Raw genomic sequence first — 24,524 nt, forward strand, 5'->3', positions numbered from 1 at the left:
GATCAGTCAGTGCGTGGCTGACTGTTCTTATCGGTCAGGGTCTTGTCGTCGCTGATGGCAATGTGTGCGCCGTTGTCCAGTTTGATCTGACCGGCCGTGACCACTTTTTCGCCGTTCTGCAAGCCTTTGGTAATCACCACCAGCCCGTCGCGGCGCTCGCCGGTTTCGATGAAACGCCGTTCGGCGATCAGGATCGGCTGGCCCTTGTCGTCTTTTTCGAGGCTGCCGTCTTCGGCTTTTTTCTGCGCGACGACGTAGAGCGAGTTGCCGTACAGCGTGTACGTGATCGCACTTTGCGGCACGACGATGCGCGGCTGCGGGTCGGGCAGCATCACCTGCAGGCTGGCGTACATGCCCGGCAACAGATTGCCGTCGGGGTTGGCCAGGGTCGCGCGGACCTGAACATTGCGGGTGCTGTTTTCGACTTTCGGGTTGATCGCGCTGATGGTGCCGGGGAAGGTCTGTGTCGGGTAGGCCGAGACAATGATCTGCACCGACTGGCCGACGCCGATCTTCGGCACCGACTGCTCGGGCACGAAAAAGTCGACGTAGAGGCTGCTGAGGTCTTGCAGGGTGGCGATCATGGTGCCGCTGGCGAGATAGTCACCGATGTCCACCTGACGAATACCGATGGTCCCGCTGAACGGCGCGAGCAGCCGTTTTTTGGCCAGCGCCGCCTTGAGCTGATTCACCGTGGCCCGGCTCTTTTTCAATATCGCCGAGAGCCGGTCAAACTCGCCTTTGGAAATGGCCTGGCTGCCCACCAATTGGCTGCCGCGACCGTAATCGAGCTGTGCCAACCCCAGGTCGGCTTGAGCGGTTTCGAGCAGGGCGGTTTCTACCACGCTATCAAGCAGAAGCAGCGGTTGGCCGGCCTTGACCTTCTGGCCTGACTCGAACTGCAAATCGATGACGGTGCCGTCGGTCTCCAGGCTCAGGTCCACGCCTTGCAGCGCCTTGAGGGTGCCGACGCTTGGCAGGCGAGCTTGCCACGGACGTTCCACGGCAGTGGTCGCGGCGACACTGATCGGCGGTTTCGGCGCGGAAAAGCCTTGAATCATCGTGTAGATGGAGAAGGCTTTATAACCGGCCAGGATCAGCACGATCAGCAGAACAACACCCAACATGATCAGCATGCGGCGACGCAGCATATTTCCACTTCCTTGGAGAAAATCAGGTGAGACAGTGGGGCACATTATCTGAGTCGCAGGGTGATTCCAACTGGAAGAAATTACAGGCGAGGCCATCGAGCGCCTGTCACTCAAGGGGACTAACGAACGATGAATAACCTGTGGCGAGGGAGCTTGCTCCCGCTGGACTGCGCAGCAGTCCCATTTTGGGGCCGCTTCGCAGCCCAGCGGGAGCAAGCTCCCTCGCCACAGGAAACGGGCTCAGATGAGGTGAAGGTGGTTATCCCAAAGCCCCGCCGGAAGCTCCAATGGTTTTGCAACCAGCGTTGTCTGACGGCAATCGTAATACCGGCAGCGGCCCTGACCCGAGGTCACGACAAACCCGTCGGCCACGGCGCCAACCCCGGCGCAATCGGGAAGCGGCGCATCCAGGCGCACTTCACCGCTGTCCAGGTCCCAGATGAAAAAGCGGTTGCCGCGCGGCGCAGTCAACGCGACCAATCGCAAGTCACTGTGGACCGCCACGCTGGCGGTGTAATGCCCCATCGCCTGCAACTGATGTTCAGGCACCGCAAACGCCACGAACGGTTGGCCCGGACGCTTGATCGCCAGCAACTCTGAGGACTCGTGGGACGGCCCCATGAATTGCTGGCCGGCGACGATGGTGCCATCGCTGGCGATCCCCAGGTGACGCACGCTGTTCATCTGCTGGGCGAGGGTTTCCTTGCTCAGCAGGGTGCCGTCGCGTTGCATCAATACCAGGCTCGGCTCCATGGCGTTGAGGTTCATCTCGACCCGGCTCTCAGCCTCGGTGCGAATGCCGCCGTTGGCCACCACCAGCGTCTCGCCGTCTGGCATCCACGACACCTGATGGGGGCCGATGCCATGGGTGGAAATCTCGCCGCTGTGCACCAGCCGTTCACCTTCGAACTTATACACACCCAACAGTCCGCGACCCGGATCGGAGGTGTCGTTTTCGGTGGCGTACAGCCAGTCGCCGCTCTTGTGAATCACCGCGTGCCCGTAGAAATGCCGGTTGGGCAGCGAGGCCACGGTTTGCAGGAGCGCGCCGTCGCGCAGGTCGATCAGATAGCTTTCGGTGCCCGGACGCCGTGCGACGAACAGCGCAATCGGCAGCGTCGGGTGGTTGATGATGTCGTGGCAACGCTGCCCGACCTGGGTGGCGAACACCCGGGTGCCGTCCAGCCGATAACCGACGGCGTAATGCTTGCCGTCGCCATCGTCCCGCGCCGAAAGCAGCAGTGGGCTCTTGTCCTTTTGTTTGAACAGCGTCCAGCCGCCCAGTGTCACTGCTCCCAGCAGCAAACTACCTAAAGTCAGAGCCTGACGTCGCAGCATGGCACTCGCCCTCATCAGTCACCGTCGTTGGCGTTGAAGCCCAGTTGGATGCCCAGCGCCTTGGCCAGTTCGCCTTCGTGCAGGCGATGGACGACGTTGAGGCTGTCGTAGAGATCGTTGAGTTGCTGGCGGCCGGCATCGTCGTTGAGCATCTCGGTCAGCGAACGCTGGTTGCTGGCGAACAGTTTCAGGGACGCGGCGTAAGCGGCGTCGATCTTGTCGGCCAACGGTTTTTGCTCACTCGGCAACAGGCCGCGCAGGCCTTTGTTGTCGACGCCTTCCCACACGGTTTTGGCGGCGGCGAGACTGGCTTCAAGGCCGGCCAGGGACGACTGGCTGCGCCAGGCATCGGCCTGGAACGGTTGCGGCACGCCCTTGCTCTGGCGGCCCATCGGCGTACCGAGTTTTTTCTTCAAGGTGTCGAGGGCGGTGACCTGGACGCGCAGCAGGTCGGCGATGGCTTCGTGGGAGTCGGCGTAGCGCTGGTTCGGGAACTTGCTCATCTGCGCGAGCATGCCGTCGGTGTTGTTCCAGCTTTGCAGAATCTCTTCGGCCAGCAGTTTCTGACGCTCGCCAATCGCCTTCAACAGTGGGCAGTACTTGGCTTTTTGCGCGTCGTTGGCCACGTCCGGCTTGCTGTCGAACAGGATGTATTCATAGGCCGAGAGGCCTTGAACCACGACGCTGGACTTGGCCAGGGCGGCGGCATCGATCTGCGGCTGCGCGGTGACCAATTGCTCGACCTGACGGCCCACCAGGTTTTTCTTGTCCGGCCAGAACTGCACCTGCCAGGCGCGATTGCCTTCGGCCAGCGGCCCGATCAGCAGCGGTTGCAGCTCGGCCCAGGCTTTCTGCGCGTGCAGGAAGTCGGCGCGGGCGGTGTCGAGGTTTTCCTTGCCTTCGCAGTAGGCGAGGGCGCTGACGGCCAATTGGCGGTCGGCTTCAACCCAGCGGGTGTACGTTGGCAGGATCACCGATTTGGCGATGGCGGCCGAGGTGACGGCTTGCGGGTCCTGTGGCGAGCAAGCGCCGAGGGCGAGTGCTGCGAGGCTGGTGAACAACAATTTGGGACGGAACATGTCGGGCTCCCGCTATGGAATACGTATTAAAGGGAATTCAAAAACGCCAGCAACGCAGCGCGCTGCTCGGCATTGAAAGACAAAACCTGTTGCTGGGCCGCTTTCGCTTCGCCGCCATGCCAGAGCACGGCTTCGAGCAGATTGCGCGCGCGGCCGTCATGCAAGAACTGGGTGTGGCCACTGACCGCTTGTGTCAGGCCGATGCCCCACAACGGCGGGGTGCGCCAGTCGCGGCCACTGGCCTGGAATTCGCTGCGGTTGTCGGCCAGGCCGTCGCCCATGTCGTGCAGCAGCAGATCGCTGTAAGGGCGAATCACTTGATTGGCCAGTTCAGGTTCGGCGGCGTTGGCGGCGGTGGTGTATTTCGGTGTGTGACAGGACTGGCATCCGGCCTGGAAAAACAGGTTCTTGCCGGCCAGCACTTCGGGCGCATTGACGTCGCGACGAGCCGGTACAGCCAGGTTGCGGCTGTAGAACAGCACCAGGCGCAGGATGTTATCGCTGACTTCCGGCTCGCCATTCGGGCCGTTGCCGGTCGGCGCCTGTTTGCAGACTGTTTGCGCCTCGGTGCAGTCGTCGAAGGGGCGCAGGCTGGTGGTCAGGCCCATGTCACCGGAGAACGCGTGAACGTTCTGCTGATTGAGGTTCGGTTGCCCGGCCTTCCAGCCAAAGCGGCCGAGAACGGTCTTCTGCTGCACGTCGTCCCAGACCCGGTTCGGTCGCCCGGCGATGCCGTTTTTGTCCTTGGCCTGAGCCTCGGCGTTGGCCAGGATCGCTTCGTCGGGGATGGCTTCGAGCAAGCCCAGGCCAATCATTGGCGGGGCAACGCGTGCCGAGAAACGGGTGTCGGGGTGCATCGGGCCGTAACCCAGTTGAGTGATGTTCAGGCTGGGCTTGCGCAACTCGATTTCGGTGCCGTCCTTGAAGCGGACCGGAACGGGGGTGTAATCGACCCGCACTTTGCCTTCCGGGGGCACGCCGGGTATGGCCATGTCCTGGAACTGGCCGCCGTAGACCGGCTCCGGGACCACGCCGAGCTGCTCGATGACGTTGGCATAGGCCGGTGCATTCGGGATCGACAGGCGCACCAGCATCGATACCGCGTTCGCCGCATCGGGCGTCGGCGGATGACCGCGACCGTCCTTGATGTGACAGCCCTGACAGGCGTTGGTATTGAACAGCGGACCGAGGCCGTCCCGGGCGGTGGTGGTCGAAGGGGCGATCACCCAAGGGTTGCGGAAGAAACTGTTGCCGACGCTGAAATCCACGCGCCGTGACGGCGACAGGTTCGCGGAGGGCAGGGAGAACGCATTTTGATCGGTCTTGCGCACAGTCGCCGCGCCACCGGACCGGGCTTCACCGGGTTCGGCCTTGGTAAAACGCGGGGCGTCATCGCAGGCACTCAGGCCCAGGGCCAGAAACAGTGCGGACAAGCGAAGAAGCAGCGAGGGCATCAGACATCCTGCAAGACGAGCAAAACAAGGGCGCAAAGTCTAACAGGGCAAGGGAGTTTGAATAAGAGGAATTATCGTTTGGTTGATGTGGGGCAGGTTTTCACAGGGGACCGAGGCGCCGCCATCGCAATCAGCCTCGCTCCCACGGGTTCAGCGCAGCCCCTGTAGGAGCGAGGCTTGCCCGCGAAGGCGGTATTGAATTCAACATGGAGGGAGACTGACACGGCGCCTTCGCGAGCAGGCTCGCTCCCACGGGTTCAGCGCAGCCCCTGTAGGCGCGAGGCTTGCCCGCGAAGTCGGTATTGAATTCAACATGGAGGGAGACTGACACGGCGCCTTCGCGAGCAGGCTCGCTCCCACGGGTTCAGCGCAGACCCTGTAGGAGCGAGGCTTGCCCGCGAAGTCGGTATTGAATTCAACATGGATGGTGCTGACACGGCGCCATCACAAGCAGGCTCGCTCCTACAGTGGTCCGTGTCTGGCAGGCATGAAAAAGGCGACCCGAAGGTCGCCTCTTTAGTCACTCAGCCAGCGTTGATCAGAATTCGTGATCAGCGTTGTCCGGGTTCAGGTCGCTGATACCCAGTTTGCCAGCGGCGGCTTCGATCGAACCGGTCTGCTTGACCAGGGCGGCGATGGCGTCGCGCACGATCTGGTTGCCAGCGGTGTTACCGGCGGCGATCAGCTGGTCGTAGTGCTCACCCTTGTTGGCGTGATCGACGATGACCTGCATCTTGGCTTCGGTTGCGGCCAGGTCGGCTTTCAGCGCGGTGTCGGCAGCCGGGTCGGCTTTGGCCACCAGGGACGACAGGCTGGCGCCGGTCATTTTGGTGCCGTCTGCGCGGGTGTATTCGCCCAGGTACACGTTGCGGATACCCTTGGCATCGTAGAACTGCGAGTTATGGGTGTTGTCGCTGAAGCAATCGTGTTCGTCTTCAGGGGAGTTGGCTTCCAGGGAAACCTTCATGCGCTCGCCCGCCAGTTCGCCCAGGGACAGGCTGCCCATACCGAACAGCATTTTGCGCAGGCCCGAATCAACCGGTTCCGCTTCCAGGGTGGCGCGGTAGTTGTCGGCCACGTTCGGCTTCCAGTTACCGACCATTTCTTCCAGGTCGCTGACCAGCAGCTGGGTCACGGACTTCAGGTAAGCGCGGCGACGATCGTTGTGACCGCCGGTGGCGCCTTTGCCTTCCAGGTAGTCGGAGGCTGGACGGTTGCCGGCGCCAGGGCCGGTGCCGTTCAGGTCCTGGCCCCAAAGCAGGAATTCGATGGCGTGGTAGCCGGTGGCGACGTTGGCCTCCGAACCGCCCAGTTCGTTCAGGCTGGCGAGTTTTTCCGGGGTGATGTCTTTGACGTCGATCTTGTCTTCGCCGACCTGCACCTGAGTGTTGGCGATGATGTTGGCTGTGGCGCCCGGGTTACCCAGTGCGTGCTCGTAGGATTTGTCGACGTAGTCGATCAGGCCTTCGTCCAGTGGCCAGGCGTTCACCTGACCTTCCCAATCGTCGATGATGGTGTTGCCGAAGCGGAACACTTCGCTCTGCAGGTAAGGAACGCGGGCAGCCACCCAGGCAGCCTTGGCGGCTTTCAGGGTGTCGGCGTTCGGCTTGGCGAGGAAGGCGTCGACGGCGGTTTGCAGGGTTTTCGCGGTGGATTCGGCATCGCTGTAAACGGCGTAGACGATGTCGGCGTAGTGCGCGACAACGGCTTTGGCGGCGGCTTCGTCGACTTTGCTGGTAGCGGCCGGGGCGGCAGCTGGAGCCGCAGCGGTGCTGGCGGCCGGCGTCGGCGTAGCGGCGTTCTTGTCTTTACCTTCGCCACAACCGGCGAGGGAAATAGCGATGGCCAACAGACTGGCGGTAGCCAGAGGCATACGAATCATGGCGAACATCCTGCTTCGAGAGGGGGGTATGGCGCAGCGGGTGCGCAAAACTGCGACATAATGCAAATCTTTCGCATTATCTGTAAAGGGTTGTAGCTGGAAATATTTCTTATTCGTACAAGCGTTGTGTCGTGGATCAAAAACATCGCAGCCCCGTTTCACTCGACAGCGGCTACAAGCACACGGACCCGTAGCAGCTGTTGAGTGGAACGAGGCTGCGATTGTTTGATCTCTACAAAATGGCTGCGTTACTGCGCTGCGCCTGTTTCAGGTAGGCGCTCAATTCCCGTGCCGGCAGCGGTTTGCTGTAGTGGTAGCCCTGACCTTCGTGGCAGCCTTCGGAGATGATGTAGGCCTCTTGCTCGGCGGTTTCCACGCCTTCGGCAATCACCTGCATGCCCAGGCTCTTGCCCAGCTGGATGATCGCCCGAACGATGGTGGCATCGTCGTCGTCATCGAGCAGGTCCTGCACGAAGCTCTTGTCGATCTTGATCTTGTCCAGCGGCAGGCTTTTCAGGTAGCTCAAGGACGAATAACCCGTGCCGAAATCGTCGATCGCAATCAATGCGCCGGAGCGGCGCAGGCTCAACAGATGCTGGGCGGCGGTGCTGATGTCTTCCATCAGGCCGGTTTCGGTGACTTCCAGCTCCAGGCTGCGAGGGGGAAGGCGGTACATCTGCAGCAGGTTGTTGACCACTCGCGGCAATTCGGCGTGGTGCAGTTGCACGGTCGACAGGTTCACCGCCATGCGCAGATCCGGGAAACCCTGATCGTGCCATTCGCGCAATTGCTTGCAGGCTTGATCCAGTACCCATTCGCCAATGGCGATGATGGTGCCGTTCTGCTCGGCGAGCGGGATGAACAGGTCCGGCGGCACCAGACCGTGTTCGGGATGCTGCCAGCGAATCAGTGCCTCGACACCCACCACCCGGTGATCGCGGTAGCTGATCTGCGGTTGATAGACGAGGTAGAACTGGTCCCGCCGCAGGGCGTCGCGCAGGTCTTTTTCCAGTTCCCGACGGCGACGCATCTCGGTGTCGACGCTGGCGATGTAGAACTGATAACGGTTGCGCGAGCGGGTTTTCGCCAGCGTCATGGTCTGCTCGGCTTTTTGCAGCAGTTTCTCGGTGCTGTCGCCGTCCTCGGGAAACAGGGTGATGCCGATGGTCGCGCGCAGGCGGATTTCCTGATGATCGAGGGCAAACGCCGCTTCCAGATCATCGAGAATGCTTTGCGCCAGTTCGGCGGCTTCGTAAGGTTGTTCGATATCGGCCTGGACCAGGGCGAACTGGTCACCACCGAGACGGGCGAGGGCGCCGAGGCGACCGCTGTGAGCGCGCAGACGATCGGCCAGGGCCAGCAGCAACTGGTCGCCGGTCTGATAGCTGAACTGTTCGTTGATGCCTTTGAAGTCGTCCAGGCCCACCACCAGCACCGCAACCCGGCGTTGCAACTTGCCGGCGTCAACCAGGATCTTGTCCAGTTGTTGCTGCAATTGCTGACGGTTCGGCAGACCGGTTAGGAAGTCGTACTGGGCCATGCGCAGCAGGCTGTTTTCCGCTTCGTGGCGCAGGTGGGTGTTGCGTTCGATGGATTCGAGCAACTGGTTGGCGGTGTTGATCCAGATCCCCAGTTCGTTCTTTTCGTGACCCTTGAGCAGTGGGATCTTGTGTTCGCTGGGGCGGTCCGGATTGATTTCGGTCAGGTGTTCGATGATGCGCGACAGAGGTTTGGTCAGCAGCCAGTGGTAGACCAGGTACAACACCAGGCCCATGGCGAGGGCGCGCAATACGCCGGAAATGAAGATGATCACCGAGTTGACGATGAAACCCTGCCCGTAGGTGGCGGTGTCGAGGGTGATGCTCAGATCGCCGTAATACTCGCTGTAGGGGCCGCGGCCGACCAGTTGGGTGGTGAAGGTGCGTTCCTTGCCAAGAATGAGATCGGTCAGCCAGCGGCTGTTTGAATGGTGCAACTCACGAGATTTTTGCGCGAGCATGGCTTCGTTGGGATGGCCGATGGAGGCCTGGCGCACGGCTTCGTCCTGGAACAGGCCTTCGATGACCTGCATGCCCATTTCCCGATCCAGGCTGTAGACGGCCTGGGTGGAGGGGTCGCGGAACATGTCGAGGATGCGTTGTGCATCGTTGGCCACGGCCTGGCGTGTTTTATAGGCATCGAAAACGATCTGCGCGCAGCTCAAGACTACGCCGACGATCAATGCCGACAGGAGCACGACCCGGAGCAACTTCACCGACAAGCTGTTCTTGAGTTCCAGCTTCAAAGGGTTATTCCTTGTTCCGTGCGGGTAGCATCAAGTTGCCATGAGTATTGGCAATCCCGTGATGGCAGTCAAAGGGACATTCAATCTCATGGTTTTTTGCCTGCAGCTTGGCAGAAATGCTGTTGTTTTGAGTATTTGCCCTATTAGTACTGTGTCGGTAGTTGGGTCCTTCAACTTGAGGGGGATTGGGACTATTTTTCCTTTTGTTGATGTTAGCCTGCTGTGGCGGGGGGCAAGGGGCTGAATGCTGGTTTTATTGTCGGAGATTGGCTTGGGTTCTGCTGGTGTCCACATTTCAACTGTGGGAGTGAGGCTGCTCGCGATGGCGGCCTTCGGGCCGACCATGTTGTGGTTGACCGGGTACATATCCGTTTCTGCGGCAACGGCCACTTATGGTTTCGCCCTTACGGCGAGTCCCTTTTGTCAAACGCCACAAAAGGAACCAAAAAGTCTCGCCCCAAGCGTCCGGCCCCTCGCTAAGGCTCGGCGTACCTTCGCTCCGGTATCCATCCGGGGACACTGCCCTCCGGTCTGCTTCGCGACGACCTACATGCAGCGTGTTCGACTGCGTCGAACGGCGCTGCGCGCCACTCCCCGGATGAACACCTCCACTCAGCCTCCCGAAGGGGCGGGTGGATCAAGATCAAGAGCTGCAGGCGAGCTAACGCTCGGCCTGATGAGTGGTGAGAATCAAAAGCTGTACGCTGAATTCTTGTAGGAGCGAGGCTTGCCCGCGAAGGCGGCCTGACAGCCGACCAATCTCTGACAGATGTACGCAATCCAAATGTGGGAGCGAGCCTGCTCGCGAAGGCGGCCTGACAGCCGACCAATCTCTTGCAGGTACACACATTCCATTGTAGGAGCGAGCCTGCTCGCGAAGGCGGCCTGACAGCCAACCAATCTCTTCCTGATGCCTCCCGATTGATCGTTCCCATGCTCCGCGTGGGAATGTCGCCCGGGACGCTCCGCGTTCCATTTTTGTGTGTTGAACAATGTGTAAAAAACTCAGCGTTTTCCCACGCATTTTTCAGGTTGCCGGGTAGGAAGCGTGTTCTCTAACCTCTGGCTGTCGCTGAAAACTCAGCGACCGGGTGTGAGAGCCCGTAGAGGTTTTAATACAGCGCCAGTACCACCATAATTGCCGCCAGCTTATCCGCTGCCAGCAAGTTTTTTATGGCGGCTGTGTGCGGGCAGACTTCGGTCTGGCCGGGTCTATTCCTCTACCGGTTTCTCACTCCGCACATAGCTGCCTCCCCTCCGTCGCGTGAGAAACGACGGGTGATGGCTCCCGTTTGATTAGAGGAATTTCAGTTTGGATAAGTTAATCCCCGACCCACCCGTCAACATCGCTCCCACCACCGAAGCCGAAACGCTCCTCAAAGACCACGAAGCCATAAAACGCGCCCTCGACTACTACCTCGACCCGCCAAACCAATACCTCGAAAAACCCCGGCGCCCCAGCACGATGTTCATGATCGCCCCCGACATGGACACTGAAAGCCTCCTGGCCCAAGCCTGCGAGTCCCTGGCTTCGGCCAGCGTCATGGCCAGCGATTTCGCCTCGAACCTGATCGGTCCGCAGCGCAACACCGTGCTGGCAATCCAGCAGATCATCATGCTGGCGGAGTTGGCGGTGAACCGGGCGCTTGATAACGTCGATCCGGCATAGCATTCCAGAGACCCCGTCATCGTTCTTCGCGAGCAGGCTCGCTTGTATGGTAGGACTTGAAGGGAGGAGGAGGGACAAGGCTCGATTCTGACTGTTGACGCAGTACAGACTGTGGGAGATTTCGCCCCTCCTCCTTTCACCCAAGCGCCGATAAAGAATGCATCTGGCTAGACCGACGATAGGAACAAGCCTGCGCCTCTGGGTGAGCCCTTCAAGTGCTCAAACCTTATCTCGGAGAAAATCCTATGGCAATGCCGGTCTCTCTATCAAAACCGATCGTGGGCGTGGATGTCGCCAAGAATGAACTGGTGATTTATCAGGCTGATAACGATTTGCTTAAAGAGATTCCCAACACTAAAACATCCATCAAGCAGTGGCTGAATACGTTGCCGGGGACGGTGGCTATTGCCATTGAGGCGACCAACATCTATCACCTGGACTTTGCTGATCTGGCCTATGAGGCCGGATGTGCGATTTACATGGTGGGAGGCTATGAACTCAAACATTATCGCGAAGGCGTGAAGATCCGCGCCAAAACCGACGCGCTGGACGCCAAGTTGCTGGCCCGTTACCTGAAGAACGAAGCCGAGGAGTTGCGCCCTTGGACCCCTCCATCACCGCTGTACCGCCAGCTCCTGAGCCTCTTCCGCCGCCGGGCTGCCTTGGTCCAGGCTAGGGTTGGCCTGGTGCAGAGTTGGTCGAATGAGCCGCTGCTGAAAGCGGCTTTTGCAGAACAAGTGAAGTCCATGCAGCAGCTTGAAACGCTGATCGAAAAGACGATCAACGATCAGCTCAAAGAAGCCGGTTTACTCGGTCAACTGAAACGTTGCCTGAAAGTTGAAGGCATTGGATTTTTGACTGGGGCTCGCTTGATAACTGCATTTCAGCGCGGGCATTTTAGAAACGCGGATGCGTTTATCGCCTTCCTGGGCATGGATTTACGGGTGTCTAAATCAGGACAGAAGGACGGTCGCCGCAGTTTGACCAAGCGCGGTGACCCCGAGGCCCGCCGGCTTCTGCACAATGCAGCGATGTCGGCTAGCCGTACGAAAGCCTGGAAAGGGTTTTACGAAGCCCAAAGAGCCCGGGGCTTCAGCACCACTGAGGCGCTGGTGATGCTGGCTCGCAAGCTTGCGCGGGTGGCATTCGCCTTGCTGAAAGGGCAAAGCGAATATCAGTCAAAGGTGAGTTGAGGGTTTCCCCTCAACCATAGAATCTCCCACAGGAGATCGAGCGGGTTTTATAAAGGGTGTGTTCACTGTGGGAGCGAGCCTGCTCGCGAAGGCGGCCGGGTAGTTGATTCGATGTTTAGAGCGACATACGGCAGTGAATACTTCCAAAGTCCATAAAAAAAACCCGGCATAAAAGCCGGGTTTCTTGTCTGGCGTCGAGCTTAAGCCTTGAAGGTTTTGCCTTCAAATTGCTCAGCCACGAATTTCCAGTTGACCAGGTTCCAGAACGCTTCGACGTATTTCGGACGAACGTTGCGGTAGTCGATGTAGTAAGCGTGTTCCCAGACGTCGCAGGTCAGCAGCGGGGTGTCGCCGCTGGTCAGCGGGTTGCCGGCGCCGATGGTGCTGGCCAGGGCCAGGGAACCGTCAGCTTTTTTCACCAGCCAGCCCCAACCGGAACCGAAGGTGCCGATGGAGGTTTTGCTGAATTCTTCTTTGAACTTGTCGAACGAACCGAAGGAAGCGTTGATGGCTTCAGCCAGTGCGCCGGTTGGTTGACCGCCGGCGTTTGGCGCCAGGCAGTTCCAGTAGAAAGTGTGGTTCCAGACTTGAGCGGCGTTGTTGAAGATGCCGCCCGAGGAAGACTTGACGATTTCTTCCAGGGTCTTGCCTTCGAACTCGGTGCCTGGCACCAGGTTGTTCAGGTTCACGACGTAGGTGTTGTGGTGCTTGTCGTGGTGGTATTCCAGAGTTTCCTTGGAAATGTGCGGCTGCAGGGCATCGTGTGCGTAAGGCAGCGGCGGCAATTCGAAAGCCATGATGATTCTCCTAATCAGGTCAGTTGCGGTGAGCGCAAGGCCGATCACGGGCGGCCAGACAAGCGCCGGGGAGTTTGTACTCTTTGCGGCGCATCGGATCGGATCATAGCACCGGGGGTGCGGCATAACCACGCAACAACTGTGTGGGATAGAGGTTCCAGAGCCTTTTGGAATAATCAGCTGGCGACGATTAATTGAAACGCCACGGCAAACATCATCACCGCCACCAACAGATCAAGAATCCGCCAGGTGCTGGGCCGTGCCAGCCAGGGTGCCAACCATGCCGCGCCGAGTGCCAGAGTGAAAAACCACAACAACGACGCACTGGCCGCCCCCACGACATAAGCGCCGGGCTCGGTTTGCTGCGCGCCGAGGGAGCCGATCAACAACACGGTATCCAGATAAACGTGCGGGTTGAGCAAGGTGACGGCCAACGCGCTGAGCATCACCGCACGTAGCGAGCGCACCGTCTGGTTTTCACCTTGTTGCAGGCTTTGTTTCGAGCACGCCCGACGCAGCGCCTGACTGCCATACCAAATCAGAAATACCGCGCCACCCCAGCGGGCGACCGCCAACAAGGTCGGGTTTTGCGCCAGCACCGTCGCCAGCCCGAATACCCCGGCGGCCACCAGCAAGGCGTCGCAGGTGACGCACAGCGCCGCCACCGGCAGGTGATGTTCACGTCGAAGGCTCTGCGCCAGCACAAACGCGTTCTGAGTGCCGATCGCCATGATCAGCCCGGCGGCCACCAGCAGGCCGTTCACATAGCTTTGCCACATAAGGGTTTACTCCGCGTTGGCTGCCAGGTCGCGCAACACGTGCATTGCGCGTTGGGCATCGGCCTGACCGACGAATAAATGGTCGTGGTAGTAACCGGCGATCACGTTGCAACTGATGCCGGCCTGGCCCAATGCCGTGGCGAAGGCGGCGGTGAGGCCGACGGCTTCGAGGGCTGAGTGCACGTTCAAGGTGATCCAGGCCGCGACGTAGTCGAAGCTGAAACCGGCCTGCTCGGCGAGGGAGCGTTCGAGAATGACGGTCAGCCCCTCCTGCTCGCGAAAGCTGCCGACGATCGCGAGGCCGGCGGGCAATTGGCCGTCGCGCAGGGTGCAAAATACATATTCGCCCTCATTGAGGTGCGGGCTCATGCTGCGCAGCAGGGTTGCCAATGAAGTTTCGCCAGCCATGTCGGTGATCCTGTTCAAGAGTGCTTACTGGCTATTCTCCGGTGCAACGCGGTATAAGAAAAACCAATCATGCTGATCGCTCATTAGGAAAACTGATGTTCGACTATAAATTGCTGTCCGCCCTGGCCGCCGTGGTCGAGCAGGCCGGGTTTGAACGTGCCGCGCAGGTTCTGGGCTTGTCGCAATCGGCGATTTCCCAGCGCATCAAGTTGCTGGAGGCGCGGGTCGGCCAGCCGGTGTTGGTGCGGGTCACGCCACCGGCGCCTACCGAGATTGGTCGGCGGCTGCTCAACCATGTCCAGCAGGTGCGTTTGCTGGAACGGGATCTACAGACGCTGGTACCGGCGCTGGACGAAGAAGGTCTGCCGGAACGTCTGCGCATCGCCCTGAACGCCGACAGCCTGGCGACTTGGTGGGCCGCAGCCGTCAGTGATTTCTGCGCCGAGCAACACCTGCTGCTGGACCTGGTCGTCGAAGACCAGACCGTCGGCCTCAAACGCATGCGCGCTGGCGAAGTGGCCGCGTGCATCTGCGCCAGCGAGCGCCCGGTGGCTGGCGCACGTAGCGTGTTATTGGGCGCCATGCGTTATCGCGCGTTGGCCAGCCCGGCGTTTATCGCCCGGCATTTTCCTGAAGGCGTGCGTGCTGACCTGCTGGCGAAAACCCCGGCGCTGGTCTTCGGCCCGGACGATTTCCTGCAGCATCGTTACCTCGCATCCCTCGGGGTCGATGGCGGTTTCGAACACCATTTATGCCCGTCGTCTGAAGGCTTTATCCGCCTGACCGAAGCCGGGCTTGGCTGGGGCCTGGTGCCCGAATTGCAGGTGCGCGAGCAGCTGGAGCGCGGTGTATTGGTGGAGCTTTTGGCAGATAAGCCCATCGATGTGCCGCTGTACTGGCATCATTGGCGCAATGGCGGTCAGCTGCTGGGGTTGCTGACCGATCAATTGGTGCGTTCGTCGAAGCAATGGCTGGTGCCCTGGAAGCAGCCATAAGCGTCAAGCTGCAAGCCGCAAGTGAAGCGCTTGCGGACCGTTTTTAACTTGCTGCGTGTAGCTTGATGCTCACCGCTGCATTTGTTGGAGCTCTACATGAAAATTCTGGTTACCGGCGCAAGCGGCTTCATTGGCGGACGCTTTGCGCGTTTCGCCCTGGAGCAGGGCCTGGACGTGCGGGTCAATGGTCGCCGGGCCGAAAGCGTCGAACACCTGGTGCGCCGTGGCGCCGAGTTTATCCCGGGCGACTTGAGCGACCCGGAACTGGCGCGCGAGCTGTGTTCCGATGTCGAAGCGGTGGTGCATTGCGCCGGCGCGGTCGGTTTGTGGGGACGTTATCAGGACTTTCATCAAGGCAACGTGCAGGTCACTGAAAACGTGGTCGAGGCCTGCCTGAAACAGCGGGTCCGACGCCTGGTGCATTTGTCGTCACCGTCGATCTACTTCGATGGCCGTGATCATCTGGGGCTGACCGAAGAACAAGTGCCTAAACGTTTCAAGCATCCCTACGCCGCCACCAAATTTCTCGCCGAGCAAAAGGTCTTTGGCGCACAGGAGTTCGGTCTCGAAACCCTCGCCCTGCGCCCGCGTTTCGTCACCGGGGCGGGTGATATGAGTATCTTCCCGCGGCTGCTGAACATGCAGCGCAAGGGACGCCTGGCGATCATCGGCAACGGCCTGAACAAGGTCGACTTCACCAGTGTGCAAAACCTCAATGAAGCATTGCTCAGCAGCTTGCTGGCCAGCGACTCGGCCTTGGGCAAGGCCTACAACATCAGCAACGGCACGCCTGTGCCGTTGTGGGACGTGGTCAATTACGTCATGCGCAAGATGGAAGTCCCACAAGTGACGCGCTACCGTTCCTACGGCCTGGCCTACAGCGTTGCCGCGCTCAACGAAGGGGTGTGTAAATTGTGGCCGGGCCGTCCCGAGCCGACGTTGTCACGGCTGGGCATGCAGGTGATGAACAAAAATTTCACCCTGGACATCAGCCGCGCCCGGCATTATCTGGACTACGATCCGAAAGTCAGTCTCTGGACGGCCCTCGATGAATTCTGCGGCTGGTGGAAAGCCCAGGACATTCGCTGACTTTTGCAGTGACAAACCTGCCAGCACTGAACCGAGTTTGGCGTTGAGGGTCAATCGCTGCGGCCGTGGGGTTTATACTCGCTGCCTATAGCCATCACCGCGTTCCACAAAGGTTGACTCAATGTCCATGCGTAACGATGCCAACGACGACTTCGATGATGTTCCAAGCCTGCGCGCCGACGTCCCCGATGACGATGATTTTCCGACCTCGAAACGCACCTCCGTGCATTCGCGCCCGGCACCGGTGGTCAAGGTCAAAAGCGCCAGTACCGGGCCTCTTTGGGCATTGGTCGGCGCTTTGTTCTTCGCATTCGCTGGCCTTGCCTGGTGGAGCTTTCAGCAGATTTCGCTGATGGAACAGCAACTGGTGGCCACCCAGGAAAGTTTCGCGCGGATCAGTGAGGATGCGGCGGGACGCTTGCAGGACATTTCCGGCAAGGTGGTCGCCAGCCAGACCAACGTCACTAGCGACAGCGAAGCCCTGAAGTTGCAAATCAAGCAGCTGGAAAACCAGTTGCAGGACCAAAGCAAGCAGCAGCAAGGTGTGGTCGGTCAGACCAGCGACCTGGACAAGCGTCTGGCACAAATGACCGCGCAAACCACCGACCTGGACAAGCGCCTGGCGCAGATGACTGCCCAGAGCACCGAACACCAGGCCGCCAACACGCAATTGCAGGCGCAGGTCAAAGCCTTGAGCACCGAGTTGGCTGCGCTGAAAAGCGCCCCGGACGACACCAGCAAATTCGACGCCCAGCTCAAAAGCCTCGGTGCCGACATCGTCGCGCTGAAAAAACAGGGCAACCCGAGCGCCGCCATCGAGCGACTGGAACAAGACATGATCGTGCTCAAAAGCCAGCAGGACAACCGCCCGGCAGCAGCGCAAGGCGTCACCAATACCGCCGAGTTCGATGCCTTCCGCGGCCAGACCACCCGCAACATCAACACCCTTCAGGCGCAGATCCAGAATCTGCAGCAGCAACTCCGCGCAAGGCAGTAAACCTTCGACAGCTGCTACAAGGGCCTGAAAATTCGTACATATCCCATAGCCGTCTACGCTCTTGAAACACCGACAAGAACGAGGGGATGCGCTATGGGGGTTCTGCACAAGTGGGCCGTGCTGGGGTGGATGCTGTTGTTGTGTCTGGGGCAGGTTCAGGCGGCTACGGCGGAAAAGGATGACAGCCAGGCGGCCAAAGCCTTGCTGGAAAAAGCCCTGGCCTACTACCACGACAACGGCGACAAGGCGTTCGCGGCGTTCAGCCGTCAGGGCGAGTTTGTCGACAAGGATCGTTACGTCTTCGTGGTCGATACCAAGGGCGTGATGCTTGCCAGTGGCGGGCCGTCTTCGGCCTTGATCGGGCGTGATGTGACCGAAACCCTGGGACCGGATTTGCAGAAGGCCTTCAAGGACGCCTTGAAAGTGCCGGAGGGCAATGGGATTCAGCAGGCTGAATATCGCTGGCAGAACTGGTCCGACGGCAAGGTCGAGCGCAAGCATGTGTTCTATCAGCGCGTTGGCCAGCGGATTCTGGCCGTGGGTTACTACCTGCCACGGGCGTCGGCGGAACAGGCGATGGCCTTGCTGAACAAAGCGGCGACGGATCTGGCCAAAGACGAAAAGGGCACGCTGACTGCGATCAACTCCCTCAAGGGCGGCTACTTGCAGGATGACCTGTACGTGTTCGTCGTTGACCTCAACACCCAGCGTTACGTGGCCCACGGCACCAACCTGCGGCTGATCAATACCGACTTCGGCAAGATCAAGGACCCGGAAGGCAAACCGGTGGGCGAGCCGATCCTGGCGTTGATTGCCAAGCAGGATTACGGCGAATACGAATACCGCTGGAAAAACCCGGTCACCAGCAAGGTTGAAGACAAGCATGCCTACCTGAAAAAGGTCGGGCATTTTCTGGTGGCGGTCGGGTATTACAGCCCTTGATTCATCGGTGTCTGTGAGGACGCCTTCGCGAGCGGGCTCGCTCCCACAGTAGATCTCCAGTGTTCACAGCATTTGTGGACGACAAAGATCCATTGTGGGAGCGAGCCTGCTCGCGATGGCGGGCGACTCGGTCTATCTATCGGACTTTATCCTCACGCCCCCGCAACACCCTGTTCGGCATCGCAACCGCCGCCGCCAACCCCAGCAACGACACCGCCGCACTGACCATCAGCAAATGCCTGAACGTCAGCGCCAACTCGGCGCGCAAGGCGTTCTGCGCCTCCCCCGGTGCAGCGTTCAAACCGTCCAGCAACACATTCCCTGAACGGCCCTCGGCAATCATCGACGAACCGGCCAGGTGGGCGAAGCTCGAATCCTGCAGCAGCGCCAGCAACAGCGCCGACATCAATGCCACCCCCACCGCGCCGCCCAGCGAGCGGAACAGGTTGGTGGTGCTGGTGGCGACGCCGATGTCCCGCTGTTCCACCGAGTTCTGCGTCCCGACCAATGACGTCGGGAATTGCATGCCGCTGGCAATGCCGCTGAGCAACATAAACAGACTGCTGAGCAAGAACGCCTGGGGCGGACTGAAAGCCATGCCGAGAATCGAGATCGGCATCAGCACCGCCCCTGCCAGGATCATCGGTTTGTAGCGCCCGGTCACCGAGGTGCGGCGTCCGGCGAAATAAGCCCCGATCGGCAAGCCCATGGCCAGCGGCAACAGGTGCAGCGCGGCGCTGTCGGCCCCGGCGCCGGTGACGCTCTGGAAGCGCAGCGGCATCAGCACGATCAGCGAGATGGCCTGGAAACTGGTGAAGAAAATCGTGCACCAGCACAGGATCGCGTTGCGGTTGGCAAACAGGTGCATCGGCAGCAACGGCTCCCGCGCCCGGCGCTCATGCCAGACGAACAGCGCCAGCACCAGCACCGCGCCCCCGAGCAGGCCCAGCACTTCGGCGCTGCGCCATGAGTGGCCCTGACCAACTTGCGTGATGCCCAGCAGCAAGGCGGTCAAACCGATAATCATCAGCAACGTGCCGAGGTAATCGATGATCGGTTGGCGTTGTGGCACGGGCAAACCCACCAGTGTGCGATTGGCCACCAGCCAGGCTCCGATGCCCAGCGGCAGGTTGATCAGAAATACCCAGCGCCACGACAGGTATTCGGTCATGTAACCGCCGAGCACCGGGCCGGCAACACTCGCCACGGCGTACATGCTGCTGAAATAACCCTGATAGCGACCGCGCTCCCGGGGCGGGACGATATCCCCGATGATCGCCTGGCTGACCGAAATCATCCCGCCCGCACCGATGCCCTGGATGATTCGCGCCAGCACCAGTTGTTCCATGCTTTGGGCCATGCCGCAGAACAGCGAGGCGAGGGTGAACAGCCCCATTCCGAACAGCATCAACTTGCGTCGGCCGTACAGGTCGCCGAGCTTGCCGTAGATCGGCACCGCCACGGTCATCGCCACCATGTAGCCGGAAATCACCCAGGCCAGCAGGCTGACGTCCTTGAATTGCGCGGAGATGGCCGGCATGGAAACGGCGACGATGGTCTGGTCCAGTGCGCCGAGAAAGATCGCCAGCATCAGGGCGATCAACACGCTGCGAATAGCCGGTTTAGGCGTTTCAGGCTGGTTGAGATTGGTCACGGTGGAACCTGCGGGCAGTGAGTGTCCCGCACGAGGCAATGGCGAGCGGGGATGCTCGCCAGTGTAAGTCGGTAGGAGGCTATTCGATAGCCTCATAAGGAAGCCCGACGTAATTTTCTGCAATGGTTTTTCGACCGGCCTCGGAGTGTACGAAGTAGTCCAGCTCTGACTCGCAGATGCGCTGGCTGAAGGCGTCGTGATCATCGAAGCGGTGCAGCATCGACGTCATCCACCAGGAAAACCGTTCGGCTTTCCAGACCCGGCGCAGGCAGATCTCAGAGTATTTCTCCAGCAGATCGAGGCGTCCCTCGGTGTACACCTTTTGCAAAATGGTGAACAAGGTGCTGACGTCGCTGGCCGCCAGGTTCAGGCCTTTGGCGCCAGTGGGCGGGACGATGTGCGCCGCGTCGCCGACCAGGAACATCCGCCCATACTGCATCGGTTCGACCACAAAACTGCGCAGGGGCGCGATGCTTTTTTCGATGGACGGCCCGGTCACAAGAGTATCGGCCAGCGCCGCAGGCAGGCGCGATTTGAGCTCCTCCCAAAAGCGCTCATCCGACCAGGCCTCGACCTTCTCGTCGGCCGGCACCTGAAGGTAGTAACGCGTGCGGGTTGCCGAACGCATGCTGCACAAGGCAAAACCGCGTTCGTGGCGGGCGTAGACCAGTTCGTCATGGACCGGCGGCGTATCAGCGAGAATCCCGAGCCAGCCGAATGGATAGACCCGCTCGAAGACCTTCAGGCATTCGGCAGGAATCGACTGTCGCGCCACGCCATGGAAACCGTCGCACCCGGCGATGTAGTCGCAATCTAGGCGCCAGGTCTCGCCATCCTTCTCAAACGTCACGAACGGTTCTGCGGTTTTCATTGCGTGCGGTACGACGTTGCCGGCCTGGTAAATCGTCTGCGCGCCAGCCTCCCGACGAGCGGCCATCAGGTCCCGGGTGACTTCGGTCTGACCGTAGATCATCACGGTTTTGCCACCGGTCAGGGCTTGCAGATCGATGTGTACCCGGCGTCCGTCGAGGGCCAGCTCGAAACCGCCATGGACCAGCCCTTCGGCATCCATGCGCTGACCCACCCCGGCCTGACGCAAAAGCTCTACCATGCCTTGTTCGAGGACACCGGCGCGGATTCGGCCGAGCACATAGTCGGGGGTCTGTCGTTCAAGGATCAGGGTGTCGATTCCGGCGTTATGCAGCAATTGGCCGAGCAGCAAACCGGAGGGGCCGGCGCCAATGATGGCGATTTGGGTTTTCAGCGTTTTCATTGTTTTTATGACTCGCAAGCTTCACGCGACCACGGCCGGTGAATGATTTTTATGGATCGAGTGCTTGCATTTTTCCCTTGCGGGTCTGTCAATTGAAGGTGAAAACTGAGCCGATACCTGTACATTCTGCCAATCGGTGCGATTATCGCCCGTAACCCTCTGAGGCCTGGATTGAAGTGATGAACAAGCCTGACCTACCTTCGATTCCAGTGTTCAAGCTCTACGGTGAAAGCCTGGACTGGCCGACCCCCGACTTGCTGCACTGTGAAACCATTTCCAAACGCAGCCGCGAACATCAATGGGAAATCAAACCCCATCGTCACGCTGATTTGTGCCAGTTGCTCTTCGTATTCAAAGGTCAGGCAGAGCTTGAAATCGAAGGCAAACACACGGAGCTGACCGAACCGGCGATCCTGATCCTGCCGCCGTTATCGGTGCATGGTTACCGGTTTTCCGAGGACGTCGAAGGGTTCGTCGTGACCCTGGCCGCGCCATTGATTGCCCATCTTCAGGCGCAACTGGGCAATTCGGTGAACGCGTTGGCCCAAGCCGAAAGTTACCCGGCGGGCAAGGACAGCGATTACCTCAACAGCCTGTTTTCAGCGCTGCAAGAGGAATACACCGGGCACCAGCCTGCGCGTGAAATGCTCATGCATTCGCTGGTCAGCGTGATCATGGTGTGGGTCAGCCGCCAGGTGATTTCGCGCCGCGCTGCCAGTCAGCGTCCGCACCGTGCCCGGGAGTACCTCAACGGTTTTATCCAGCTGGTGGAAGAGACCTACCGTCAGCACGTCAAGGTCGAGGACCTGGCGCATCGGCTGGGGATCTCCGTGTCGCACCTCAACGGCACCTGTCGTGAGCTGGCGGGGCAACCGGCGTTGCAGATCATGCACGAGCGACAGTTGCTGGAAGCCAAGCGCTTGCTGACCTACACCAGCATGACCATTTACGAAATGTCCGACGTGTTGGGGTTTTCCGATCCGACCAACTTCACACGCCTGTTCCGGCGTCGGGTAGGGATCTCGCCCAAGGCTTTTCGCGACCGCTTGAAGGCCGATCAGGACAACGAGGCCTGACCGCCTTCGTTACCGAAGGGCATTGAGGGTCGCGTTGTGGGGAATGCAGCGCTCGAAGTTACAACTCGCGTAGTCGCGGGGCAGTTGTCGCAACTGCTCGACACGCCAGGCGGCGGTGCCATACAGCGCCAGCGTCGCCGCGCAGGTGACGAAAATGGCGAGGTATCTTCTTGTTTTGGTGTTCATGGCGTTGACCTCTGAACGAATACCCTCCGGTATTACTTTGAGCATAGGTCAGCGGGAGTGAGTTGCCAGTGACAGGGCTTTTGTATGTACCCCGACATTCAGAACACTGATACCCCCCTGTGGGAGCGAGCCTGCTCGCGATAGCGGAGTGCCAGGCAACAGAGATGTTGAATGTCGGACCGTCATCGCGAGCAGGCTCGCTCCCACAAGGGGAGTGGAGTCGAGGGCAAAGGCTGCGGTATCACCAATCAAACTGTGGGAGCGAGCCTGATCGCGATAGCGGAGTGCCAGGCAACAAAGATGTCAGATTTCAGACCGTCATCGTGAGCAGGCTCGCTCCCACAAATGGATGCGATTACAGGCCGATATCCCATGCCGGTTCTTCGGGAAACCTGAGCACCAGAAAATCCAGCATGCTGCGCAGCGCCGCCGGCATGTGCTTGCGTGAGGCGTACACCGCGTACACGTTCATCTGCCGGGGCTCGGCGTGTGGCAGCAGGCGGATCAGCTCGCCGCTGTGGATATGCACACCCGCCTGATAACTGGGCAGCATTGCCACCCCCGCACCGGCCATGGTTGCGCGCAGCAATGTGCTGGCTTCGTTGGCGCTGATGTTGCCTTGCACTGGCACCGACACCGGCTCGCCGTTCTCCTCGAAATGCCAGAGGCTTTTGCCGAAGTAGGAGTGGGTCAGGCAGTTGTGCTGGCTCAAGTCCTCGACCCGCTGCGGTGTCGGGTGTTCGCTCAGGTAAGCAGGGGAGGCGCAGATCACCGAGCGGCAGACGGTCAGCCGCCGGGCGATCAGGTTCGGGTCAAGGTCGTTGCTGGTGCGGATCGCCAGGTCGATGCGTTCATCCACCAGGTTCACCGTGCGGTCCAGCATCTGCATGTCGATGCTGACACCGGGGTACCTTTTGACGAAAGCCGCCATGGCATCCGCCAATTGCGCCTGGCCGAACGAGGTGCTGACGCTGATGCGCAGCAGGCCACGTGGCGCCTCGTCCGGCTCGCTGACAGCGGCTTGCATGTCGGTGGACAGGTCGAGCATCTGCCGACACCGGGGCAGAATCTCGCTGCCGGCGGCGGTCAGGCTCAATTTGCGCGTGGTGCGGTGCATCAAACGCGCGCCGACCCAATCTTCCAGCTCGGCCAGATAACGCGATACCACCGGCCGTGACAGGTCCAGATGATCGGCGGCGGCCGACTGGCTGCCGAGGTCGACCACTGAGACGAACACTCGCATTGCTTGTAGACGATCCATGATTTGCCCGCTTTCAGAAACAAACTATGTTCAAGCATCGCATTTTTTGTACTGAGTCATGCAACTAAGCTCTGTCCCCATCGCCAGACACGGCATTTGGACAACGGAGCAACAGATGATCGGCTTCACCTCTCTCAAGCGCTTTTTGCTGGCCACCGCCACCCTTGGCTTCGCGGCCCACGCGGCTGCGGCATCGACCCTGACCCTGGACGTATATAACCCGGGCGACAAGGCAATCTTCCCGGTGACCTCGGTTCTGGTCAGCGGTGAGAAAGAAGCGATTCTGGTCGACGCGCAATTCGGCAAGTCCCAGGCCGAACAGGTGGTCGAGAAAATCCGCGCCAGCGGCAAGCAACTGACCACCATCTACATCAGCCACGGTGACCCGGATTACTACTTCGGCCTCGACACCCTGACCGCCGCCTTCCCGAACGCCAAAGTGCTGGCCTCGCAGCCGACCGTGGATCACATCAAGCACACCGTCGACGGCAAACTGGCGTTCTGGGGCCCGAAAATGGGCGCCGACGTGCCGGCCAAAACCATCGTGCCGGGCGTACTCAAGGGTGACAGCCTGATGCTTGAAGGGCAGAAGTTGCAGGTGGTGGGCCTGGACGGCAAGCAGCCGGACCGGACCTTTGTGTGGATCCCGTCGATCAAGGCCGTGGTCGGTGGCGTGGTCGTCGCCGAAAACATCCACGTGTGGATGGCCGACACCCAGACCGCGCAATCCCACACCGATTGGTTGGCTACGCTACATGCCATCGAAACCTTGAAACCGAAAACCATCGTGCCGGGTCATTACCTCGGTGAGAGCGCCCGTTCGCTGGCCGCGGTGCAGTTTACTGCCGATTACATCAAGGCCTTTGACGAAGAAACCCCAAAGGCCAAAGACGCCGCCGCGCTGATCGCCGCCATGAAAAAACGCTTCCCGACTTTGGGCGAAGACAGCTCGCTGGAGCTGAGCGCGAAAGTCGCCAAGGGCGAGATGAAGTGGGGTGAATGAGTTTATGTGGCGAG

At 60.2% G+C, this 24,524-nt stretch carries 21 protein-coding genes; 8 read left to right on the forward strand and 13 right to left on the reverse strand.

Annotated features, from left to right (window positions below):
- Positions 1-2: 2 nt before the first annotated feature.
- The 6 genes from AB4N91_RS03350 to AB4N91_RS03375 form a co-directional block, all read right to left on the reverse strand.
- Positions 3-1,151 (reverse strand): efflux RND transporter periplasmic adaptor subunit, encoded by a 1,149-nt coding sequence (locus AB4N91_RS03350; RefSeq protein ID WP_010457626.1) that lies wholly within the window; start codon positions 1,149-1,151, stop codon positions 3-5.
- 240 nt (positions 1,152-1,391) lie between these two features.
- Positions 1,392-2,489, reverse strand: coding sequence for a DUF1513 domain-containing protein (locus AB4N91_RS03355; RefSeq protein WP_154501502.1), 1,098 nt, complete (start codon positions 2,487-2,489; stop codon positions 1,392-1,394).
- A 14-nt stretch (positions 2,490-2,503) separates the two neighbouring features.
- A complete protein-coding gene (locus AB4N91_RS03360; RefSeq protein WP_010457623.1) occupies positions 2,504-3,568 on the reverse strand; it encodes an imelysin family protein in 1,065 nt (354 codons plus the stop codon).
- 26 nt (positions 3,569-3,594) lie between these two features.
- Positions 3,595-5,022 (reverse strand): di-heme oxidoreductase family protein, encoded by a 1,428-nt coding sequence (locus AB4N91_RS03365; RefSeq protein ID WP_460112120.1) that lies wholly within the window; start codon positions 5,020-5,022, stop codon positions 3,595-3,597.
- Between the two features lie 538 nt (positions 5,023-5,560).
- On the reverse strand, positions 5,561-6,904 hold the full coding sequence (locus tag AB4N91_RS03370; RefSeq protein ID WP_010457619.1) for an imelysin family protein: 1,344 nt from the start codon (positions 6,902-6,904) through the stop codon (positions 5,561-5,563).
- A gap of 232 nt (positions 6,905-7,136) precedes the next feature.
- Positions 7,137-9,188, reverse strand: coding sequence for a putative bifunctional diguanylate cyclase/phosphodiesterase (locus AB4N91_RS03375; RefSeq protein ID WP_010457618.1), 2,052 nt, complete (start codon positions 9,186-9,188; stop codon positions 7,137-7,139).
- 1,312 nt (positions 9,189-10,500) lie between these two features.
- Between AB4N91_RS03375 and AB4N91_RS03380 the strand changes: the two genes are divergently transcribed.
- Together AB4N91_RS03380 and AB4N91_RS03385 are read left to right on the forward strand one after the other, a co-directional pair.
- Positions 10,501-10,857 carry a DUF6124 family protein gene (locus tag AB4N91_RS03380; protein WP_010457616.1) on the forward strand — a complete coding sequence of 119 codons (357 nt, stop codon included), beginning with the start codon at positions 10,501-10,503 and terminating at the stop codon, positions 10,855-10,857.
- A 245-nt stretch (positions 10,858-11,102) separates the two neighbouring features.
- On the forward strand, positions 11,103-12,050 hold the full coding sequence (locus AB4N91_RS03385) for an IS110 family RNA-guided transposase (RefSeq protein ID WP_460112641.1): 948 nt from the start codon (positions 11,103-11,105) through the stop codon (positions 12,048-12,050).
- Positions 12,051-12,250: 200 nt separating this feature from the next.
- Here the strand turns inward: AB4N91_RS03385 and AB4N91_RS03390 are convergent, their stop codons facing one another.
- From AB4N91_RS03390 to AB4N91_RS03400, 3 genes are all read right to left on the reverse strand, one after another.
- Positions 12,251-12,847, reverse strand: coding sequence for a superoxide dismutase (locus AB4N91_RS03390; RefSeq protein ID WP_010457614.1), 597 nt, complete (start codon positions 12,845-12,847; stop codon positions 12,251-12,253).
- A 176-nt stretch (positions 12,848-13,023) separates the two neighbouring features.
- The gene (locus tag AB4N91_RS03395) at positions 13,024-13,626 is read right to left on the reverse strand and encodes a LysE/ArgO family amino acid transporter (protein WP_010457612.1); all 603 of its coding nucleotides are present in this window, start codon (positions 13,624-13,626) and stop codon (positions 13,024-13,026) included.
- A 6-nt stretch (positions 13,627-13,632) separates the two neighbouring features.
- Positions 13,633-14,034: an ACT domain-containing protein gene (locus AB4N91_RS03400; protein WP_010457610.1), complete on the reverse strand. Its 402-nt coding sequence runs from the start codon at positions 14,032-14,034 to the stop codon at positions 13,633-13,635.
- Between the two features lie 95 nt (positions 14,035-14,129).
- Between AB4N91_RS03400 and AB4N91_RS03405 the strand changes: the two genes are divergently transcribed.
- The 4 genes from AB4N91_RS03405 to AB4N91_RS03420 all read left to right on the forward strand — a co-directional run bounded on the left by AB4N91_RS03405 (position 14,130) and on the right by AB4N91_RS03420 (position 18,057).
- A complete protein-coding gene (locus AB4N91_RS03405) occupies positions 14,130-15,029 on the forward strand; it encodes a LysR family transcriptional regulator ArgP (protein ID WP_200666899.1) in 900 nt (299 codons plus the stop codon).
- A gap of 96 nt (positions 15,030-15,125) precedes the next feature.
- Positions 15,126-16,118 (forward strand): NAD-dependent epimerase/dehydratase family protein, encoded by a 993-nt coding sequence (locus AB4N91_RS03410; protein ID WP_010457606.1) that lies wholly within the window; start codon positions 15,126-15,128, stop codon positions 16,116-16,118.
- 121 nt (positions 16,119-16,239) lie between these two features.
- Entirely contained in the window at positions 16,240-17,115 is an 876-nt protein-coding gene (locus AB4N91_RS03415; protein ID WP_077750481.1) for an ATPase, read from the forward strand.
- A 93-nt stretch (positions 17,116-17,208) separates the two neighbouring features.
- Positions 17,209-18,057, forward strand: a complete 849-nt coding sequence (locus AB4N91_RS03420) for a cache domain-containing protein (protein WP_077750482.1) — start codon at positions 17,209-17,211, stop codon at positions 18,055-18,057.
- 136 nt (positions 18,058-18,193) lie between these two features.
- Here the strand turns inward: AB4N91_RS03420 and AB4N91_RS03425 are convergent, their stop codons facing one another.
- Both AB4N91_RS03425 and pobA read right to left on the reverse strand, forming a co-directional pair.
- Positions 18,194-19,711 (reverse strand): MDR family MFS transporter, encoded by a 1,518-nt coding sequence (locus AB4N91_RS03425; RefSeq protein ID WP_083375866.1) that lies wholly within the window; start codon positions 19,709-19,711, stop codon positions 18,194-18,196.
- Positions 19,712-19,790: 79 nt separating this feature from the next.
- On the reverse strand, positions 19,791-20,975 hold the full coding sequence (pobA, locus tag AB4N91_RS03430) for a 4-hydroxybenzoate 3-monooxygenase (protein WP_172962138.1): 1,185 nt from the start codon (positions 20,973-20,975) through the stop codon (positions 19,791-19,793).
- A gap of 188 nt (positions 20,976-21,163) precedes the next feature.
- Between pobA and AB4N91_RS03435 the strand changes: the two genes are divergently transcribed.
- The gene (locus AB4N91_RS03435) at positions 21,164-22,060 is read left to right on the forward strand and encodes a helix-turn-helix domain-containing protein (RefSeq protein WP_010457596.1); all 897 of its coding nucleotides are present in this window, start codon (positions 21,164-21,166) and stop codon (positions 22,058-22,060) included.
- Positions 22,061-22,069: 9 nt separating this feature from the next.
- Here AB4N91_RS03435 and AB4N91_RS03440 read toward each other — a convergent pair whose 3' ends face one another.
- Complete coding sequence (locus tag AB4N91_RS03440) at positions 22,070-22,246, reverse strand: hypothetical protein (protein ID WP_010457594.1); 177 nt, start codon at positions 22,244-22,246, stop codon at positions 22,070-22,072.
- A 355-nt stretch (positions 22,247-22,601) separates the two neighbouring features.
- Positions 22,602-23,507, reverse strand: a complete 906-nt coding sequence (locus AB4N91_RS03445; RefSeq protein WP_460112124.1) for a LysR family transcriptional regulator — start codon at positions 23,505-23,507, stop codon at positions 22,602-22,604.
- 115 nt (positions 23,508-23,622) lie between these two features.
- On the opposite strand from AB4N91_RS03445, the gene AB4N91_RS03450 reads away from it, so the two are divergent.
- Entirely contained in the window at positions 23,623-24,510 is an 888-nt protein-coding gene (locus AB4N91_RS03450; protein WP_169857994.1) for an MBL fold metallo-hydrolase, read from the forward strand.
- Positions 24,511-24,524: the final 14 nt, after the last annotated feature.

It is taken from the genome of Pseudomonas sp. H3_D04 (genome assembly GCF_054669175.1).

Excerpts from the sequence above, each read along its gene's own strand:
- AB4N91_RS03405 (WP_200666899.1), top strand. The coding sequence starts at position 14,130 with ATGTTCGACTATAAATTGCTGTCCGCCCTGGCCGCCGTGGTCGAGCAG.
- AB4N91_RS03385 (WP_460112641.1), top strand. The coding sequence starts at position 11,103 with ATGGCAATGCCGGTCTCTCTATCAAAACCGATCGTGGGCGTGGATGTC.
- AB4N91_RS03360 (WP_010457623.1), bottom strand. The coding sequence starts at position 3,568 with ATGTTCCGTCCCAAATTGTTGTTCACCAGCCTCGCAGCACTCGCCCTC.
- AB4N91_RS03415 (WP_077750481.1), top strand. The coding sequence starts at position 16,240 with ATGTCCATGCGTAACGATGCCAACGACGACTTCGATGATGTTCCAAGC.
- AB4N91_RS03390 (WP_010457614.1), bottom strand. The coding sequence starts at position 12,847 with ATGGCTTTCGAATTGCCGCCGCTGCCTTACGCACACGATGCCCTGCAG.
- AB4N91_RS03365 (WP_460112120.1), bottom strand. The coding sequence starts at position 5,022 with ATGCCCTCGCTGCTTCTTCGCTTGTCCGCACTGTTTCTGGCCCTGGGC.
- AB4N91_RS03450 (WP_169857994.1), top strand. The coding sequence starts at position 23,623 with ATGATCGGCTTCACCTCTCTCAAGCGCTTTTTGCTGGCCACCGCCACC.
- AB4N91_RS03355 (WP_154501502.1), bottom strand. The coding sequence starts at position 2,489 with ATGCTGCGACGTCAGGCTCTGACTTTAGGTAGTTTGCTGCTGGGAGCA.
- AB4N91_RS03350 (WP_010457626.1), bottom strand. The coding sequence starts at position 1,151 with ATGCTGCGTCGCCGCATGCTGATCATGTTGGGTGTTGTTCTGCTGATC.
- AB4N91_RS03445 (WP_460112124.1), bottom strand. The coding sequence starts at position 23,507 with ATGGATCGTCTACAAGCAATGCGAGTGTTCGTCTCAGTGGTCGACCTC.
- AB4N91_RS03435 (WP_010457596.1), top strand. The coding sequence starts at position 21,164 with ATGAACAAGCCTGACCTACCTTCGATTCCAGTGTTCAAGCTCTACGGT.
- AB4N91_RS03400 (WP_010457610.1), bottom strand. The coding sequence starts at position 14,034 with ATGGCTGGCGAAACTTCATTGGCAACCCTGCTGCGCAGCATGAGCCCG.
- AB4N91_RS03410 (WP_010457606.1), top strand. The coding sequence starts at position 15,126 with ATGAAAATTCTGGTTACCGGCGCAAGCGGCTTCATTGGCGGACGCTTT.
- AB4N91_RS03370 (WP_010457619.1), bottom strand. The coding sequence starts at position 6,904 with ATGATTCGTATGCCTCTGGCTACCGCCAGTCTGTTGGCCATCGCTATT.
- AB4N91_RS03420 (WP_077750482.1), top strand. The coding sequence starts at position 17,209 with ATGGGGGTTCTGCACAAGTGGGCCGTGCTGGGGTGGATGCTGTTGTTG.
- AB4N91_RS03440 (WP_010457594.1), bottom strand. The coding sequence starts at position 22,246 with ATGAACACCAAAACAAGAAGATACCTCGCCATTTTCGTCACCTGCGCG.
- AB4N91_RS03395 (WP_010457612.1), bottom strand. The coding sequence starts at position 13,626 with ATGTGGCAAAGCTATGTGAACGGCCTGCTGGTGGCCGCCGGGCTGATC.